Genomic DNA, 15,361 nt, shown 5'->3' with positions numbered 1-15,361 from the left:
GTAGCGCGGCTATGAAAGGGCATCTCCGTCAGCTACCTCAGGCCGGCTTTCCCGGGTGGCGCGCAGCCATCTTCCCGGGTCTTCTGGGCTGGCTATTTCTATTGGCTATTTCTATGTAGTCACTGTGCACGGCTTTAATCTCGGCCACAAAGGGGAGTTCTCCCAGGGCCGGCGCGCGGTAGCTAATGGTATCGCCAACCTTGAACGTCTCTGGTTCAAAATTAAATTGAAACGGGCAGTCGCCTTCTCCTGTTCCCATCATGGTCGGATCCTCTTTGGTCATTATTGTGCACTGATGTTGAATAGATTATCGTATTTATCTATACATATGTACAGCAGTGTCGTACAATAGTGTCCAATTACCCCGATAATCTAACAATAAGGCTGTTACAGCCACACTGGGAGACGCTTATGGCAGAGGCATACATCATCGATTCCGTGCGCACACCTCGTGCCACAGGCAAACCTGGTAAGGGTGCCTACTACGGAATGCACCCACAGCACTTGGCTGCCACCGTCCTCAAAGCTCTGCGCGAGCGCAACAATCTCAATACTAGCGATATAGACGATGTTATCTGGGGCACCAGTTCCCAAAAAGGTCAGCAAGCAGGCGATTTGGCGCGCATGGCGGCCTTGGACGCAGGCTACGACACCTCCGTCAGCGGCGTTACTATGGATCGCTTCTGTGGCAGTGGCCTCACTGCTATCAATCTTGCTGCCGGTCAGTTAAAAGCCGGGCACGAGGAATTAATCATTGCCGGTGGTACGGAAATGATGTCCCACATTACCGAGCAGAGCATGAAAGAACGCGAGCTGGGTATACTGTCCGGTGGCTTGGGCACTGGTAATCCGCGTTTGCACGCCAAGTATCCTCAGTCGCATCAAGGCATGTGTGCCGATGCGATAGCCTCAATGGAAGGGTTTACCCGCGAGCAGTTAGATGCCTTCTCTCTGGAGAGCCAGCGCCGAGCGGCCCACGCCATCGCCAACGGCTATTTTGACCATTCAATGGTGCCGGTGCTGGACGACGACGGTAACGTCGTGCTCGATAAAGACCAGCATCCCCGCCCAGAGACCACCATGGATGACTTGGCCAAACTCACGCCCAGCTTTCTCAAGATCGCTGATATGCCCATGAATCGTGAGGGAGAAACGCCCCGCGGTTTGATCAACCGGGTTTATCCAGATGTCGATATCCAATGCATGCACCATGCGGGCAGCTCTTCCGGTGTGGTGGATGGCGCTGCGGCAATGCTTATGGCGTCGGATGCCTATGTTAAGAAATCCGGTTTAAAGCCCCGTGCACGGGTTGTAACCACCGCTAACATGGGGGACGACCCCACATTGATGCTCAACGCCCCTGTGCCGGCAGCCAAAAAGATACTGGCCCGTGCCGGTCTCACCGTGGCTGATATTGACCTGTGGGAAGTGAACGAAGCTTTCGCCGTGGTGGTGACCAAGTTTATCCGCGACATGGGTATTAGCCCCGACGTTATTAACGTTAACGGTGGCGCTATCGCTCTTGGGCACCCGATCGGTGCCACTGGCGCAGTACTGATAGGTACGGTGTTGGACGAACTGGAGCGCCGTAACCTGAAGCGTGGCCTTATCACCATGTGTGCCGCTGGTGGAATGGCGCCTGCGATCATTATTGAGCGGGTTTAATCAAGGGTTAACTGTTAAACATATCTTCTCGTGTTGTTTATCCGAGATTTGGGCACAAAGTTGCTTTTGCGGGGCCGGTCTGGGTTGTGACTCGAGGTGAATCCCAGTATAACGGCGTATTATCTTGGTTCGATGGCAACCGGAGCTGACTACTAGAAGAAGGTAGAAGCTAGTAGATGGCGGCCACAATCTTTACCAGATCGTTTGCCACTACGCGTAAACAGTTGTGCCCTAGAGGGCCGGATTGCTAACCATCGAAGCCAAGGTAACCCAGAGTCATTAACCGTAATAACTTGTGCCGGCCCAGATGGGTTTTGGAGTTAAAATGTCAGACAACGTTGCTGCCAGCAATACCGAAACAAAACGCAGACGAAACCCAGAGTTAACACGGGAGTCGATTTTAAGAGTTGCCGGCCAGCTGATGGCCAAAGACGGCCCAGAGGGCCTAAGTGTATCTAAGGTTGCGCAGCTGGCCAAAGTTAACCGAGGCACCGCCTACCACCACTTTAAAACCCGCGAACAATTAGTACAGGAAACCATGTCCTGGGTGAGCCAGCAATTGGTGGAGGCCATTTACGGCAAAGAAAACGCCGGGGAAGAAAAGATCAATCACCAGTCGGCGACGCAAAAGCTCGCTAACTTTGCCATGGAATACCCCGAGTTCGCCCGTGTGTGGTTATTTGAAATCATGACCTCAAAAGATCCATATAAGGATCCTTTCTGGCGACGTTATCTGAAAAATTTAGAAGATTTTGTTGATGCTGGGCTTGCTCAGCCTGAGCTAGACCGCGAGGCCTACGCCGTTTTGATGCTAGTTGGCACGGTTATGTGGCCAGTGTGGGCGCGATCTAAAACCGAAGACGCGCAAGAGCTGCAAAGTATGAGTCGTCGATTTATAAAAGAAATTATTCGCCTCAGTTTGTTTGGCTCATTGGTTAAAGACAAATTCCCGCTCAACAAAGACTCGGATTTAAAAGACTTCCTTGAGGGAAAATAATGAGCGATAGCAACCAAGCCATGCTGCCATGGCCGGAAGATGATTTTTCAACTTACGGCCAGGTAGAAGAAATAAAACTCGGCAAAACGCAACATTACGTTGGCCGGGTTATGCACCGCAATTGGAATAGTATTCCCCATGTAACCCACAACGATGAAGTAGACATCACCGGGTTTGAGCAGCGGCGCAAGGCTTGGAATGGCGCTAATCCCGATAAAAAACGCACCTTGCTGCCAGCGCTTATGCAGGCCACGGTGGCATTGTTAAAAGAGTTTCCACAGTTTAACGTGTCACTTAATGCCGATGGCAGTAAGATTTATCAAAAAAGTTACTACAATATTGGTTTCGCGGTAGATGTGCCTGGTGGTTTGTTGGTGCCGGTACTTAAAGATTGCGATAAGAAATCGGTTGATGAAATCAGCAATGAAATCCTTGCTATTTCTGATAAAGCCAAAACCAAAGGCTTGGCCATGACTGAGATGATGGGCGGCTGTTTTACTTTATCGTCTTTGGGCCACATTGGTGGCACCAGCTTTTCGCCCATCATCAATGCGCCGGAGGTAGGTATTTTAGGGATCACCCGTGCCCGCTCCTTATTTGTTCCGGATGCCGATGGCAATCCTGTGGCGAAAACTTTGCTGCCCTTATCGCTAAGCTATGATCACCGGGTTATCAATGGCGCCGATGCGGCTCGGTTCTGCCGTGCCATGGGCGATTTTTTGGCCAGCTATGAATTCAGCTAATTCGCCGGCTTAATAACAAGGCACTATTTTGCGAACGTCGATCGCAAAAAAGCGGCCGTAATCAGCTGCCGCAATAAACCGCTAGAATAAAACTGGCAGAAAAAAGAATGCCACATCCATGGATGTGGCATTTTAGTATGGGGTGAATATTTTACGCTGTTAACGCGTGGCGGCATCGCTGGCAATAATTTGCCCGTCGCTGCACTGTTTGGATGTTTTTTCGTTACGGTATGTAAGAGCATCTATCGTAACGTCGGCGTTTTCGGCTTCGGCCCGGGCTGCCAGAATTTTACCGTGCTGATCGGATTTGGCGCATACTGGGTCTGCGGCGGTAGCGTCGCCGGTTAGCATGTAGGCCTGGCACCGGCAGCCGCCGAAATCTTTGTCCTTTTCATCGCAGGAGCGGCAGGGTTCCTGCATCCAGCTGTCGCCACGGTAGTGGTTAAAGCCGAAGGAATCATACCAAATCTCTTGCAGCGAATGATCTTTAACGTTGGGGAATTCAATGGGCAATTGCCGCGCCGAATGGCAGGGCAGGGCGGTGCCGTCTGGTGTTACCGTTAAAAACACATTGCCCCAGCCATTCATGCAGGGCTTGGGGCGCTCTTCGTAGTAATCCGGTGTCACAAAAATCAATTTACAGGGGTTGCCGGCTGCTTGGAGCTTTTCTCGGTAGACGTTGGTCACCGCTTCGGCTTTTTCTAACTGGGCTTTGGTGGGCAGCAAGCCAAGCCGATTGAGGTGGGCAAAGCCATAAAATTGGCAGGTGGCCAGTTCAACAAAATCGGCCTCCAGCTCAATACACAACTCAATGATTTTGTCGATGTTATCGATGTTATGGCGGTGGGTAACGAAGTTCAGCACCATGGGATAGCCCGCCGCTTTTACAGCCTTGGCCATGGCCAGCTTATTGGCAAAGGCTTTGCGCGAACCGGCCAATGCGTTATTGACCGTTTCATCGCTGGCTTGAAATGAAATTTGGATGTGGTCCAGGCCGGCCTGCTTAAATCGCTCAACTTTGCTTTCGGTTAAGCCAATACCCGAGGTAATTAAATTGGTGTAGTAGCCCAGCTGCCGAGCTTCGCCAATCAGCTCGGATAAATCGGGCCGGGCCAGTGGCTCGCCACCGGAAAACCCCAGCTGAGCCGCGCCCATTTTACGAGCTTGCTGTAATACATCTACCCATTGCTCGGTACTCAACTCCTTGCCCTGGGTGGCAAAATCCAAGGGGTTAGAGCAATAGGGGCACTGCAGCGGGCAGCGGTAGGTGAGCTCAGCCAGCAACCACAAAGGTAGGCCGGCGTTATTGGGGTTGCTGGGGGTGTAGGGTGCGCTAGCCAAGGGTAATCCAATGCTGTTCTTGGGCCACTAACATAAATTGCTCAATGTCGTCGTCTATGCCCTGGGCTTGTGGAAATTTTACCGCTAATTTCTCAATAATCTGGTTCACAGCCATTTGGCCATCAATGCATTGGCTGATTTCCGCGGCGCTGTCGTTGAGTTTGATCATGCCCTCTGGGTACAGTAAAACGTAGCCCTCCTGGGCCGGCTCGTACTGAAACCGATATCCTGGGCGCCATTGGGGAACCAGGCTGCGATCAAAACTCATAATTCTATTCCTTTGTGCCAAACGCGTTGGTCGGTCACACTGTGGTAGGGTGCACGGTCCAGCTCATAGGCCATGGTCATGGCGTCCAGCATGGTCCACAGTACATCCAATTTAAATTGTAGAATCTCCAGCATGCGCTGCTGTGATTCGTAGGTGGTGTAGTGGTCCAGGGTGATGGCCAAGCCGTGTTCTACATCTCGCCGAGCCTGGCTTAACCGGCTGCGGAAGTAATCGTAGCCGCGGGTGTCTATCCAGGGGTAGTGCTTGGGCCAGGTGTCCAATCTCGATTGGTGAATCTGGGGCGCAAATAACTCCGTCAGTGAGCTACTGGCGGCTTCTTTCCAGGTGGCGCGGCGGGCAAAGTTGACGTAGGCGTCTACGGCAAATCGCACACCGGGCAGAACCAACTCCTGGGATTCCAACTGGGCTCGGTCTAGGCCCACAGCCTCGCCCAGAGCCAGCCATGCTTCAATGCCGCCGGTCTCTCCGGGCAAACCGTCATGGTCCAAGATGCGCTGCACCCATTCCTGGCGTATTTTGCTGTCAGGACAGTTGGCCATAATGGCCGCATCCTTCATGGGGATATTAACTTGGTAATAATAGCGGTTCGCTACCCAGCCCCGAATCTGCTCTTTACTGGCACGGCCTTCATACATCGCCACCTGGTACGGGTGATAGATATGGTAGTAATCACCTTTGGCACGCAGGGCGGCCTCAAATTGTTCCCGTGTTAACGGTATTTGCTCGCTCATGGGATGATTTGCCTTTTGCTGGTTCCGATTACAGTTCTATATGCAAGCCGTCGTAGGCCACCTCAACCCCCTGGCGCTCAACTTCTGCGCGCTCCGCCGAGTCTTCATTTAGAATCGGATTGGTGTTGTTGATGTGGATTAGGATTTTGCGTTCGGCTTGGCTTTTGGCCAGCAACTCCAGGCTACCGCCTTCGCCGCCAATGTGCAGGTGTCCCATCTCGCGGCCGGTGCGGGTGCCAACACCGCAGCGCTGCATTTCGTCATCGTGCCACAGGGTGCCGTCCACGAGTAAGCAGTCGGCTTCGTCCATAGCTTTAAAGGCCGCGTCGTTGGCTTGGCCTAGGCCTGGCGAATAAAACAGTTTTTTGCCCGTGCGGGTGTCTTCCACCAACAGGCCAAGATTGTCTCCTGGGTGCGGGTCAAAACGGTGGGGAGAATAGGGTGGTGCTGCGCTTAACATGGCCAGCGGCGTAAATTTTAGTGCCGGGCAGGCGGGCACCACGAAGCTTTGCTCTAACTGAATTTTTTGCCAATTAAGGCCGCCGTTCCAGTGCGTTAGCATGGGGAACAGAGGGAAACCTTCGGTGAGATCCTGGTACACCATGTCGGTACACCAGACATCGTGGGGGCAGCCCTCACGCAGGCTTAGGATGCCGGTGGTGTGGTCGATTTGGCTGTCTAGCAGCACAATGGCAGATATGCCGGTGTCGCGCAGGGCTCGGCCGGGTTGCATGGGGCCAAAAGATTGTAGCTGAGCGCGGATGTCCGGTGAGGCGTTACACAGTATCCAATTGACGCCGTCATCGGATAGTGCGATGGAGGATTGGGTGCGGGCTTTGGCATTCATAGTGCCATCGCGCAGGCCTTTGCAGTTGGTGCAGTTACAGTTCCATTGGGGAAAGCCGCCACCCGCTGCCGATCCAAGTACATGAATGTGCATGGCGAAGAGGTCTCAAATTGTGCAGACAAAAACGCCCCGACTAAGCGAGGCGTTTTCGAGAAATAAGCGTAAAATCTTAGCGGTTTGCGAAGTACATGGTTACTTCGAAGCCAATACGCAGGTCGGTGTAGGCAGGTTTAGTCCACATATTTATTACCTTTTATTGTGTTCAAGTGAATAAACAGTACATCTAGTTGTACCGGCTAACGGCACATATGCCGCGTCAAGAGATAATAGGGGATTCAGCCTAACGTTACTCTCCAACGTTAGGATGAAAAATCCCGGTAAAGTTCCCGCTCTAGGGTGCTAGATTCCGGGCCAAAGGGAAGAGCCCAGTAAAAAGACCCTATACGGGCTGTTAGCATCCTACAAAAGTAGGAATGGCTGCAGTGCAAGCTTTTACACCTTGGCCCCTTATTATTCTGGAATGGATGTTACTATGTGGCGCTAATGGCTAGGTGACGCCTTAGTTCAGAGCGCAAGGAATAAAAGGAGGTTAAGATATGAAGAGCATGCAACTGATCGGCCGACTGGGACTGTTGGCTACGGTGGTGGCTGTGGCCAGCTGTGTGGTTGTGCCGACCACGGATACCGAGTATGTGGCCAAATGCGAGATCTCAACGGACCGTAAAACGTTAAGAATCGTTGATTTGTTCAAAGAAACCAATAGCTACTACAACATCACCACGGGGCTAATATTAGTGCCCATCTCTGGCATAGTGTCTGGCGCCTATGTGGCTGTGCACAATACCTATCGATTGGGTAAAGAAACCATAGTTTGCGGTAAAGGCGCAGGCGACGATGGGTTAGGAGAGTCGGCGGAAGAGGCAATATAAAAAAGGGGCCACTAAATAGCGCCCCACAATCCTACATACCTGCAAATTGGTCTTTGCGTTCTGATGTGAGCGCAAACTATAGATATCGCTTTATTTTACTGATCGGTTTTGATGGTATGGCTTTTTTCGTTGCAAGCTTTCTTTGCAAAGCTTAAGTGGCTGTAATATTAGCCTTCAAACCAAAGCCTAACCACACGGCGCAATAACTTACCCATCTCGTTGTAGGGCAATTCGTCTACAAAGCGAATTTGCTCTGGCACACGGGAAGAGCGCAAACGATCTTTAATGAGTTTTTTGATGTCGTCTTCACTGGGTGGCATTTGATCTGTCTTCAGTACAATGGCAACGGCCACGGCTTCGCCCCATTCTGCGGAGGGGGCGCCAATGGCGACGCTATCGGCAATGGCCGGGTGGGTGGCCAATACGTCTTCGATTTCGCCAGGGGAGATGTTCTCGCCACCGCGTACAATGACATCGTCGGCGCGGCCGGCCAAAAATAAATAGCCGTCTGCATCGAGGTAGCCTGCGTCACGGGTGGGGAACCAACCTTGGGCATCCAGTGCGCTTTTTTCACGATATTCACCAGAGACTTGCTCGCCCCGCACATAGATCTCACCGCGCTCGCCAGCACCAAGCACCTTGCCTTCGTCGTCTCGAATTTCCAATTCAACCGTGGGTAACGGTTTTCCCACCGATGCCAAGCGCGCTTTTATATCTGGGTCGCTGGCTTTATGAGCCGTGCGGTGATCCTCAGGTGTTAACAAGGCGACGGTAGAGCTGGTTTCGGTCAGGCCGTAGGCGTTAGTGAAATGAGTGTTGGGGAAGAGATCTAGTGCCCTGTCGATGAGCTCAAGTGGCATACGGCCGCCACCGTAGGCTATGGCTTTAACTGATGGCAGATCCTGTTTACCGGTTTCGTCCATCCTGTTGATAATGCGAGCGAACATGGTGGGCACCAAAAATGCGTTGGATACCTGTTCTTGTTCTGCCAAATGCAGCCACTGGTCTGGATCGAATGCGGGCAACATAACGATACGGCGCAGGGCATAAATGGAGCTGAGTAATGCGGATATGCCGGCAATATGATAGGGAGGTACACACACTAACTGAGCGTCCTCCTCGGCGGCGGACATAAATTCTACAGTACCTAAAATGTAACCTAACAGGTTGGCATGCCGAAGTAGCGCAGCCTTGGGTGCGGCGGTGGTGCCGCTGGTAAATATCTGCGCGGCGATACCTTCGCCGTCTCTTTCCTCGCCACTGGCGTTCTCGGCGCTGTCTTCAGCGGCGGCAACAAATTCCTGGCGAGTGGCACAGGTGTGCCCGCTGCTTAAACGATTGCTCCGGTCCACATCGCCGATTAAATAGGCGGGTTTTATCCTATCTAACAATGCGCCCAGATCGGCGTCGGCCAATCGATAATTCAGTGGCACATAGGGTATTCCAGCAAGCGCTGCTCCAAACAGAGCGATGGGCGCAGCTTCGCTGCTTTCGTCGAGTAATGCGACGTGGGAACAGCCGCTGGCGATAAATACCTCCGCGGCACCTTTGGCGGCGTTGTATAAAGCGGAGTAAGTCCAGCGTCGGCCATCGCATACCAAACCGATTCGATCTGGGGCGGCGTCGGCGGCCATCTGTAACAGCAGAATGACGTTCATAGTTTCGGCAAAGTCGTTAAATGGTTTTTATCCTGAAACGGCTGTTGCGCCGATTCCCGGTTTGGAAATAAAAATAAATATTCTTATTTCGGGCAAATTTAATTGCCTGGATAAGCGCGTTAATCGGACGAGGGTAACGGCTTAGCGTCCTTCAATTGCAGGGCTTTACCGTCGATAGCCAGGGAGCCGGTGCCGGCCTTAACGCACAGCAGTTCTAAGCTACCCACCTCGTCAACGTAACGTTTACCCATTTGTGTACCTTCGGAAAAATCAGCACTGGCTGTGCCTTTTTCCGCTGGCGCAACTTCAGCCATGGGTGCGCCACCGCACTCCACAACCAAACCACTACCACGAATGACCATGACTTCGGTGGTACAGACACTGCTTTTTAATTTTGAACCTGGTTTCATCGCTTCTAATCTGCCTTGTTATGATTATTGGGTTGTTAATTTACGTTACGCAATTGCACCTTTGCTTTTCAGTGCTTCGATTTTATCCCACTCCATGCCGATTTCCATCAGTACTAATTCAGTGTGTTCCGAGGCTTGGGGAGCGCGTTCGGCTTGGGTGGCTTCGTGATTAAATTGCACTGGTCCGCGTACTAATTTAAGTGGGTCACCGCCGTCACAGGCTTCAACTTCAAATAGCATGTCGTTGGCGAGTGCTTGTTCGTCAGATGCTATGTCGAGCAGGTTTTGCACGGGTGCCCATTGGCCTGAGTAGCTTTTTAAATGCTCGCGCCAATATTGGAAATCTTTGGCGGCAAAAGCTTCAACAATAATATCGCTGGCAGCTTCCCAATTTTGCATGAGTGCTTCCGGTGAGGAAAATCGATCGTCTTTAGCGCATTCAGGATGGCCAATATGATCAAAGAAATTTTTGATGTGTGCCCCTGGTGTAAGGGTACACATATTAATTACCCCACCGTCAGAAGCATAATAATTTCCCATCAGAGGGTTACCTGGGTTAGCGCCTGATTGGGGCATACGATTACCCATGATTTGGCCAGATTCAATGCCCATATCAATAGACGTACCTGCGGCCCACCAAGCAGTGCTGAGCAGGGAGACGTCCAGCTCAACGGCTTCGCCGGTGCGCTCGCGGTGGAATAGTGCAGCAGAGATACCGCCGGCTATGTTCATACCGCCGATAGAATCGCCAAACGCGGGGATACCCTGTGAAAGGGGGCCGCCCAATTCTTTGGGTGACATGGCATCGGCGATACCGCTGCGATTCCAAAAGGCTGTGCCGTCAAAACCGCCAACGTCGCGCTCCGGGCCTTTATCGCCAAAGGCGCTGCCGCGGGCGTAAATGATATTGGGGTTGATGGCTCGGATGTGTTCAAGATCAAACTTCATTTTTTGCCGTTGGCGAGGCAAGTAATTGGTGAGGAATACATCGGCGGTTTTGGCTAATTCATAGATAACTTCCATGCCTTCTGGCTTGGATATATCCACGCCTACACTGCGCTTGCCGCGATTGGGGTGCTCAACGAAGGGGCTGCGGTTGGGGTTGGTATCAACGCCGCCCATTTTGACGAAGCCGCGCTGGGTGTCGCCACGGGTAGGGTGCTCAATTTTGATTACATCCGCGCCCCAGTCCGCCAATATGGCGCCGGCTGAGGGAACAAAGGTGAACTGTGCCACTTCCAGAACTCGAACACCCTTCATTACTTTTGTTGTCATTATTAGGTTCCTCTCGACGATTTGCAGAAGATTATACTGTTCAACATCGTTGTTGTATATGCCTTGATTTTGCGGTATAAATTTTTATTACTGCTAAAAGGTTTTTCGCCTTCATATGTCTGGACTAATTTTGGTGTTTTATTGCTCTTTCAGTCCTGGGCAGCTGGTTTGGTTCGCCGTATTTGGCCGGAGTAGTCCGAATGTTGGCAGAGAAAATTCATAAAAATGAACAATAAATGGAGCAAAAAAGCGCATGAAAATAGATTCTTCCCTGTCAGCCATCGTAACCGGTGGTGCCTCCGGTCTAGGCTTAGCAACCGTGCAGGCATTGCGTACCGCCGGGGCCAAAGTAGCCATTTTTGATTTAAACGAAGAAGCCGGTCTCAAAGCCGCTGAAGAGACCGGTTCGGTATTTTGCCAAGTAGATGTGCTAAGTGACGAGAGCGTTGATGCGGCCTTCGCTAAAGCCCGCGAGGTAAATGGCCAAGAACGTGTGCTGGTAACCTGTGCCGGTGGCGGCAACGCAATCCCCACAGCGCGACGGGACAAAAAAACCGGCGAAATCAATTTTTTCCCATCGGATAAATTCGAGTTTGTGTTGAAATTGAATACCGTGGGTACCTTTCGATGCATCACCCGTGCTGCCGCCGGCATGATGTCTTTGGAACCGTTAGAAGGTGACCGTGGTGTGATTATCAATACCGCTTCAGCAGCCGCCACAGAGGGGCAGATGGGGCAGGCAGCCTATTCGGCAGCCAAGGCAGCAATCAATGGTATGACCTTAACCATTGCACGAGACCTGTCCCGGGAAGCTATCCGCGTTAACACCATTCAGCCAGGTATTTTTGATACTCCGGCTATGGCAAGGGCCACGCCGCAAATGAAAGAGGCGCTAGGTGCGATGGTACCGCACCCACCTCGTTTAGGCGTCTCTGAAGAGTACGCGTCTATGGCGTTGGAGGTGGTGCGCAATGGTTATATCAATGGCACCACCATACGATTGGATGGCGGAATCCGTATGCAACCGCGCTAGTGTTGCAAGCGTATGGTAAGACTCGGTGGCAAAGCCATTACTTAGTACCAAACGATTAAAGGCCGCAATTGCGGCCTTTTTAGGGTGTGACGTAATAGCAAAAAAAATGAATAACCCGATCAAAGTCCTGTGGCTGCAATTTCGCTCTTCAGCCACATGGTTTCGCTGAGATTGTTACCGCCGGATTGCTCAAGAAGTGTTTCTAAGGTTTGCTTTTTAAGCGCCAAGCAACGTGGGTTTTTGGGTTCTGCGCCCAGAGCGATTTCCAGTAAATGCATCGCTTGCAAAGGGGTATTGTTGGCCAATTTAATTTGCGCACGGTCCGCCAGCTTATCAGCACCTCCGGCCAGCTCGGCAATGTCAATATCCACGCTGCTACGCGCAACGCCATACAGAGATGTGGTGTAATCGTGGTGAAACCAGCCAGAATGCTCTTCCCAAATGGTACGTACAGCCCAGCTTACTTTGCCGTGAAATTCACCCAGTGCAAGCTCTTCCGGCAGTTGCACTTCACGCATTAATGTATGCACATCTTTGCCTTCGTTCATGCCATCTAAGGTGGCATTGAGTACGTAACTCATGGCGGCATGCATTTGGTCTAGATTGCTGCGTATTTTATCGGTGCAAGCAATAGGTTCACCGTGGCCAGTAATGAGTAGGTCTGCCTCAAGGTTGCGAATTTTATCCAATGAGTCTAGCCAGCGCTGGGCGGAGCGGGGTTTGTCACCACGCATGGTGCATAAATTGGGTACCGCCATAAATACTGGGCCGAATAGATTCCCGGTAAAAACTACGCGTTCTTCTGGCATCCAAACCGCGCAAGCGTCCAATGCTTCTCCGCCAGGAGTGGCAATAACCTCAAAACGGCGGCCGCCTAATTCAAACTGGTAGTGCTCATCAAAAGTAATGTCGGGCTCGATTTTTGGCACGGTTAGCGTTCGGCCTTTAATCGTGCCAGACCATAACTTGCCAGACCGACGGTGCAAATAAGGGCCAAGGCGATCGAAGAAATCTGCGGTTTCGGTAAACCTTTGTTGAGTGATGATTTTAGTGCCCGGCTCTTTAAATGCCGGCACGCCGCCAAAATGGTCGGCGTGCGCTTGAGTTAAAATGATGTACTTCAAATCGCCGCTTCGCACCGGGCCCAGTACCTTGGTGTTGCGCTCTGCGCTACCCATAAAGCCCGCGTTGATTAGTACGTCGCCGGCATCGGTCGTTACCAGATAAGCGTTAGAAATATCCTTGGCCATAAAAATAAAATCGTTAATTTTTTCGGCTTCGGTTTGCGCATCTCCGGCCCGCACCAACGATGCTAGGTGCGGCTGCTTTGCGTCCTTAGAGTCTGCCATAATTATTCTCCGTCGATGTCGATCATAACTTTACAAGATTCGGGCTTGGCAGCTATTTCTAAACCATTCAGCACCTCAGATAGCGGCAGGTGATGGCTGATCATAGTGGCAATTTTATCTTTCAATCGCGGCATGGCGGCAATCACATCCGGCATTTCTGTTGGGTAGCCCATGGCTGTGGTGATGGTCATTTCGCTGGTTAACATTCGTCCCACAGGAAATTCAATAGGCTTCAGATGGGCTGCGGTAATCACCATGCGGGAGTGGAATTTAGCTATAGCCACTACCTCAGACAAAATATTGGGTGCGCCGGCGGCATCGATAAAGGCATCGGTACCCACGCCCACTCGGCCATAGGAGGGCACTTCGCCGTGCAGTTTAGCCAGCTCATCACGCAGATTTATTTGGGTTGGATCCAGCGCTGCTTGGGCGCCCAGTGCCAGCGCTCGCTCGCGTCTTTCCGGGGCCAAATCCAAGGCAACAGTATTAACTCCTCGATCCACCAGCCACAGCACCATGCCAAGGCCAATGGGCCCGCAACCAAATACCACCACGTTATCACCGGCGGAAACCTCCGCCCGATTCACACCATGCATAGCAACGGCCAGCGGTTCGCACATTGCGGCAACATCGTAGGGAATATCTTCCGGAATAGGTAAGATCGAGGCGCCTAGTTTTGCCTGGCGTACTAATAATTCCTCAGTAAAAGCACCTTCCGGGCCACCGCTGCCGATATTGCTTGGTGTCTGCATCGGGTTGACGATCACGCGATCACCGATTTTAATATTATTGACATTAGCGCCCACTTCCATAATCTCACCTGCGCCTTCGTGGCCCAAGGCGGTTTTGGTTCCTGGCGTGGGGATGCCACCGTGTTTTATGTAGCTTAAATCGCTGCCGCAAATTCCGCAGTTTTTCATTTTAACAACCACATCGTCCGGCCCGGCGTCTGGTCGTTGATAGTCGTCCAATCGAACGTCATTGGCATTGTGGATGGTCAGTAATCGCATGGATAGGCCTCGGCTTTTTTTAATCTGTCAGCGATGTTTTCGCTTACCTATTATTCTATTAGGTGAAACGGCTGTGACGCCGTTTCAGGGGTAAAACCTGTCAATAGTTATTACTTAACCATTGAACCACCATCGATTGTGATGGTCTCGCCGGTAACAAAAGAAGATGCGTCACTGCATAGATAAGCACCGATACCTTCGAAGTCTTCTGGATAGCCAACCCGGTTTAAAGGTGTTTGCGGCCCTAACATCTCGGCCATTTTTTTGATGTTCTCGTCGCCACCCATCATGGGTGTCATAATGAGGCCCGGTGCAACCACGTTGGCCCGAATGCCGTATTGGCCAAACTCGGACGCCATACATCGGATGACCGCAGCAACTCCAGCTTTGGAGGCAGCATAGTTCTGTTTGCCGGGCAGGCCTTTAAATAATGACAAGCTGCCGCAAGCGACTAAGCTACCGCCGGGTTCGCCGGCCTCGGCACGCTCTACCATCAGGCGAGCGCCTTCGCGTAGTGTGATAAATGCGCCGTGTAGCGCCACATCGAGAAACTTGTGCCAAGCTTCGGTGGGCATATCGAATACAGAATTGTAGCCCGGGGCACCGCCAGAGTTAGCAAAAACGCAATCCAAACGACCGAAGTCGGTCATCAACTGTTGGTAGCCGGCGATGATTTGCTCTTCTGAAGATACATCCACTTGGTAGGTAATCACTTTCGCTGCGCCCGCGGCTTCAAGGTCAGCTTTTGCGGCTGCATTTTTTTCAGCGTTGCGAGCCCAAATGGCAATGCTGCCGCCTTGCTTGGCGATGCCTCTGGCAAAACCAAGGCCTATACCCCCGTTTCCGCCAGTAACTAGGGCAACTTTACCGTTTAGGTCGAAAAGTGATTTGGACATGAAATTCTCCTGTTGGGCGCTTTAGCAGAGCCCTAAAAATTATAGATTTTGATTCCACGCGCTAACAGCAAAGGTGTCTTAGTTACATCTCTTATACCGAATTTAGTGCGTACTAATTTGCTGATTAAACTGCGCGTCGCTGTATGATTTGTTAGTATTAATTAGCGCAAAATTTAAAGCGTCATTAA

At 51.6% G+C, this 15,361-nt stretch carries 17 protein-coding genes; 5 read left to right on the top strand and 12 right to left on the bottom strand.

Annotation, left to right across the window (positions count from 1 at the left end; translation table 11 throughout):
- Positions 1-37: 37 nt before the first annotated feature.
- Entirely contained in the window at positions 38-262 is a 225-nt protein-coding gene (locus ACGHM3_RS15165) for a hypothetical protein (RefSeq protein WP_345422910.1), read from the bottom strand.
- Between the two features lie 149 nt (positions 263-411).
- Here ACGHM3_RS15165 and ACGHM3_RS15160 point away from each other — a divergent pair, with 149 nt between their 5' ends.
- The 3 genes from ACGHM3_RS15160 (at position 412) to ACGHM3_RS15150 (ending at position 3,405) form a co-directional block, all read left to right on the top strand.
- Positions 412-1,665: an acetyl-CoA C-acetyltransferase gene (locus ACGHM3_RS15160; protein WP_345422907.1), complete on the top strand. Its 1,254-nt coding sequence runs from the start codon at positions 412-414 to the stop codon at positions 1,663-1,665.
- A 325-nt stretch (positions 1,666-1,990) separates the two neighbouring features.
- Positions 1,991-2,662, top strand: coding sequence for a TetR/AcrR family transcriptional regulator (locus ACGHM3_RS15155; RefSeq protein WP_345422904.1), 672 nt, complete (start codon positions 1,991-1,993; stop codon positions 2,660-2,662).
- On the top strand, positions 2,662-3,405 hold the full coding sequence (locus ACGHM3_RS15150) for a 2-oxo acid dehydrogenase subunit E2 (RefSeq protein ID WP_345422901.1): 744 nt from the start codon (positions 2,662-2,664) through the stop codon (positions 3,403-3,405). Before ACGHM3_RS15155 ends, ACGHM3_RS15150 begins: the two co-directional genes overlap by 1 nt.
- Before the next feature lie 159 nt (positions 3,406-3,564).
- Here ACGHM3_RS15150 and pqqE read toward each other — a convergent pair whose 3' ends face one another.
- The 5 genes from pqqE to pqqA all read right to left on the bottom strand — a co-directional run bounded on the left by pqqE (position 3,565) and on the right by pqqA (position 6,854).
- Entirely contained in the window at positions 3,565-4,746 is a 1,182-nt protein-coding gene (pqqE, locus tag ACGHM3_RS15145; protein WP_345422898.1) for a pyrroloquinoline quinone biosynthesis protein PqqE, read from the bottom strand.
- Complete coding sequence (pqqD, locus tag ACGHM3_RS15140; protein ID WP_345422895.1) at positions 4,739-5,014, bottom strand: pyrroloquinoline quinone biosynthesis peptide chaperone PqqD; 276 nt, start codon at positions 5,012-5,014, stop codon at positions 4,739-4,741. Before pqqD ends, pqqE begins: the two co-directional genes overlap by 8 nt.
- On the bottom strand, positions 5,011-5,766 hold the full coding sequence (gene pqqC / locus ACGHM3_RS15135; RefSeq protein WP_345422892.1) for a pyrroloquinoline-quinone synthase PqqC: 756 nt from the start codon (positions 5,764-5,766) through the stop codon (positions 5,011-5,013). Before pqqC ends, pqqD begins: the two co-directional genes overlap by 4 nt.
- 28 nt (positions 5,767-5,794) lie before the next feature.
- Entirely contained in the window at positions 5,795-6,706 is a 912-nt protein-coding gene (gene pqqB, locus ACGHM3_RS15130; RefSeq protein WP_345422889.1) for a pyrroloquinoline quinone biosynthesis protein PqqB, read from the bottom strand.
- A gap of 76 nt (positions 6,707-6,782) precedes the next feature.
- Positions 6,783-6,854 (bottom strand): pyrroloquinoline quinone precursor peptide PqqA, encoded by a 72-nt coding sequence (pqqA, locus tag ACGHM3_RS15125; protein ID WP_003243383.1) that lies wholly within the window; start codon positions 6,852-6,854, stop codon positions 6,783-6,785.
- A 355-nt stretch (positions 6,855-7,209) separates the two neighbouring features.
- Between pqqA and ACGHM3_RS15120 the strand changes: the two genes are divergently transcribed.
- Positions 7,210-7,542, top strand: a complete 333-nt coding sequence (locus ACGHM3_RS15120; protein ID WP_345422886.1) for a hypothetical protein — start codon at positions 7,210-7,212, stop codon at positions 7,540-7,542.
- A 167-nt stretch (positions 7,543-7,709) separates the two neighbouring features.
- On the opposite strand, the gene ACGHM3_RS15115 is transcribed toward ACGHM3_RS15120, so the two are convergent.
- The 3 genes from ACGHM3_RS15115 to ACGHM3_RS15105 all read right to left on the bottom strand — a co-directional run bounded on the left by ACGHM3_RS15115 (position 7,710) and on the right by ACGHM3_RS15105 (position 10,885).
- A complete protein-coding gene (locus tag ACGHM3_RS15115) occupies positions 7,710-9,200 on the bottom strand; it encodes a class I adenylate-forming enzyme family protein (protein ID WP_345422883.1) in 1,491 nt (496 codons plus the stop codon).
- A gap of 119 nt (positions 9,201-9,319) precedes the next feature.
- Positions 9,320-9,610, bottom strand: coding sequence for a hypothetical protein (locus ACGHM3_RS15110; protein ID WP_345422880.1), 291 nt, complete (start codon positions 9,608-9,610; stop codon positions 9,320-9,322).
- Between the two features lie 45 nt (positions 9,611-9,655).
- Complete coding sequence (locus tag ACGHM3_RS15105) at positions 9,656-10,885, bottom strand: CoA transferase (protein WP_345422877.1); 1,230 nt, start codon at positions 10,883-10,885, stop codon at positions 9,656-9,658.
- A 253-nt stretch (positions 10,886-11,138) separates the two neighbouring features.
- Between ACGHM3_RS15105 and ACGHM3_RS15100 the strand changes: the two genes are divergently transcribed.
- Positions 11,139-11,918 (top strand): SDR family NAD(P)-dependent oxidoreductase, encoded by a 780-nt coding sequence (locus ACGHM3_RS15100; RefSeq protein WP_345422874.1) that lies wholly within the window; start codon positions 11,139-11,141, stop codon positions 11,916-11,918.
- 119 nt (positions 11,919-12,037) lie between these two features.
- Here the strand turns inward: ACGHM3_RS15100 and ACGHM3_RS15095 are convergent, their stop codons facing one another.
- The 3 genes from ACGHM3_RS15095 to ACGHM3_RS15085 form a co-directional block, all read right to left on the bottom strand.
- Positions 12,038-13,267 (bottom strand): MBL fold metallo-hydrolase, encoded by a 1,230-nt coding sequence (locus ACGHM3_RS15095; RefSeq protein WP_345422871.1) that lies wholly within the window; start codon positions 13,265-13,267, stop codon positions 12,038-12,040.
- Positions 13,268-13,269: 2 nt separating this feature from the next.
- Positions 13,270-14,277 carry an alcohol dehydrogenase catalytic domain-containing protein gene (locus tag ACGHM3_RS15090; protein WP_345422868.1) on the bottom strand — a complete coding sequence of 336 codons (1,008 nt, stop codon included), beginning with the start codon at positions 14,275-14,277 and terminating at the stop codon, positions 13,270-13,272.
- Between the two features lie 110 nt (positions 14,278-14,387).
- Positions 14,388-15,173, bottom strand: a complete 786-nt coding sequence (locus ACGHM3_RS15085; RefSeq protein ID WP_345422865.1) for an SDR family oxidoreductase — start codon at positions 15,171-15,173, stop codon at positions 14,388-14,390.
- Positions 15,174-15,361 lie beyond the last annotated feature (188 nt).

It is taken from the genome of Halioxenophilus aromaticivorans (genome assembly GCF_042850945.1).
GTDB classification, from domain to species: domain Bacteria; phylum Pseudomonadota; class Gammaproteobacteria; order Pseudomonadales; family Cellvibrionaceae; genus Halioxenophilus; species Halioxenophilus aromaticivorans.
This window is presented reverse-complemented; position numbering and strand designations above follow the sequence as displayed.

Bases quoted from the DNA above. Each gene is read 5' to 3' on its own strand.
- pqqC (WP_345422892.1), bottom strand. From the start codon at position 5,766: ATGAGCGAGCAAATACCGTTAACACGGGAACAATTTGAGGCCGCCCTG.
- ACGHM3_RS15095 (WP_345422871.1), bottom strand. From the start codon at position 13,267: ATGGCAGACTCTAAGGACGCAAAGCAGCCGCACCTAGCATCGTTGGTG.
- ACGHM3_RS15115 (WP_345422883.1), bottom strand. From the start codon at position 9,200: ATGAACGTCATTCTGCTGTTACAGATGGCCGCCGACGCCGCCCCAGAT.
- ACGHM3_RS15155 (WP_345422904.1), top strand. From the start codon at position 1,991: ATGTCAGACAACGTTGCTGCCAGCAATACCGAAACAAAACGCAGACGA.
- ACGHM3_RS15100 (WP_345422874.1), top strand. From the start codon at position 11,139: ATGAAAATAGATTCTTCCCTGTCAGCCATCGTAACCGGTGGTGCCTCC.
- ACGHM3_RS15120 (WP_345422886.1), top strand. From the start codon at position 7,210: ATGAAGAGCATGCAACTGATCGGCCGACTGGGACTGTTGGCTACGGTG.
- ACGHM3_RS15085 (WP_345422865.1), bottom strand. From the start codon at position 15,173: ATGTCCAAATCACTTTTCGACCTAAACGGTAAAGTTGCCCTAGTTACT.
- ACGHM3_RS15090 (WP_345422868.1), bottom strand. From the start codon at position 14,277: ATGCGATTACTGACCATCCACAATGCCAATGACGTTCGATTGGACGAC.
- pqqB (WP_345422889.1), bottom strand. From the start codon at position 6,706: ATGCACATTCATGTACTTGGATCGGCAGCGGGTGGCGGCTTTCCCCAA.
- ACGHM3_RS15150 (WP_345422901.1), top strand. From the start codon at position 2,662: ATGAGCGATAGCAACCAAGCCATGCTGCCATGGCCGGAAGATGATTTT.
- ACGHM3_RS15160 (WP_345422907.1), top strand. From the start codon at position 412: ATGGCAGAGGCATACATCATCGATTCCGTGCGCACACCTCGTGCCACA.
- ACGHM3_RS15110 (WP_345422880.1), bottom strand. From the start codon at position 9,610: ATGAAACCAGGTTCAAAATTAAAAAGCAGTGTCTGTACCACCGAAGTC.
- ACGHM3_RS15165 (WP_345422910.1), bottom strand. From the start codon at position 262: ATGATGGGAACAGGAGAAGGCGACTGCCCGTTTCAATTTAATTTTGAA.
- ACGHM3_RS15105 (WP_345422877.1), bottom strand. From the start codon at position 10,885: ATGACAACAAAAGTAATGAAGGGTGTTCGAGTTCTGGAAGTGGCACAG.
- pqqD (WP_345422895.1), bottom strand. From the start codon at position 5,014: ATGAGTTTTGATCGCAGCCTGGTTCCCCAATGGCGCCCAGGATATCGG.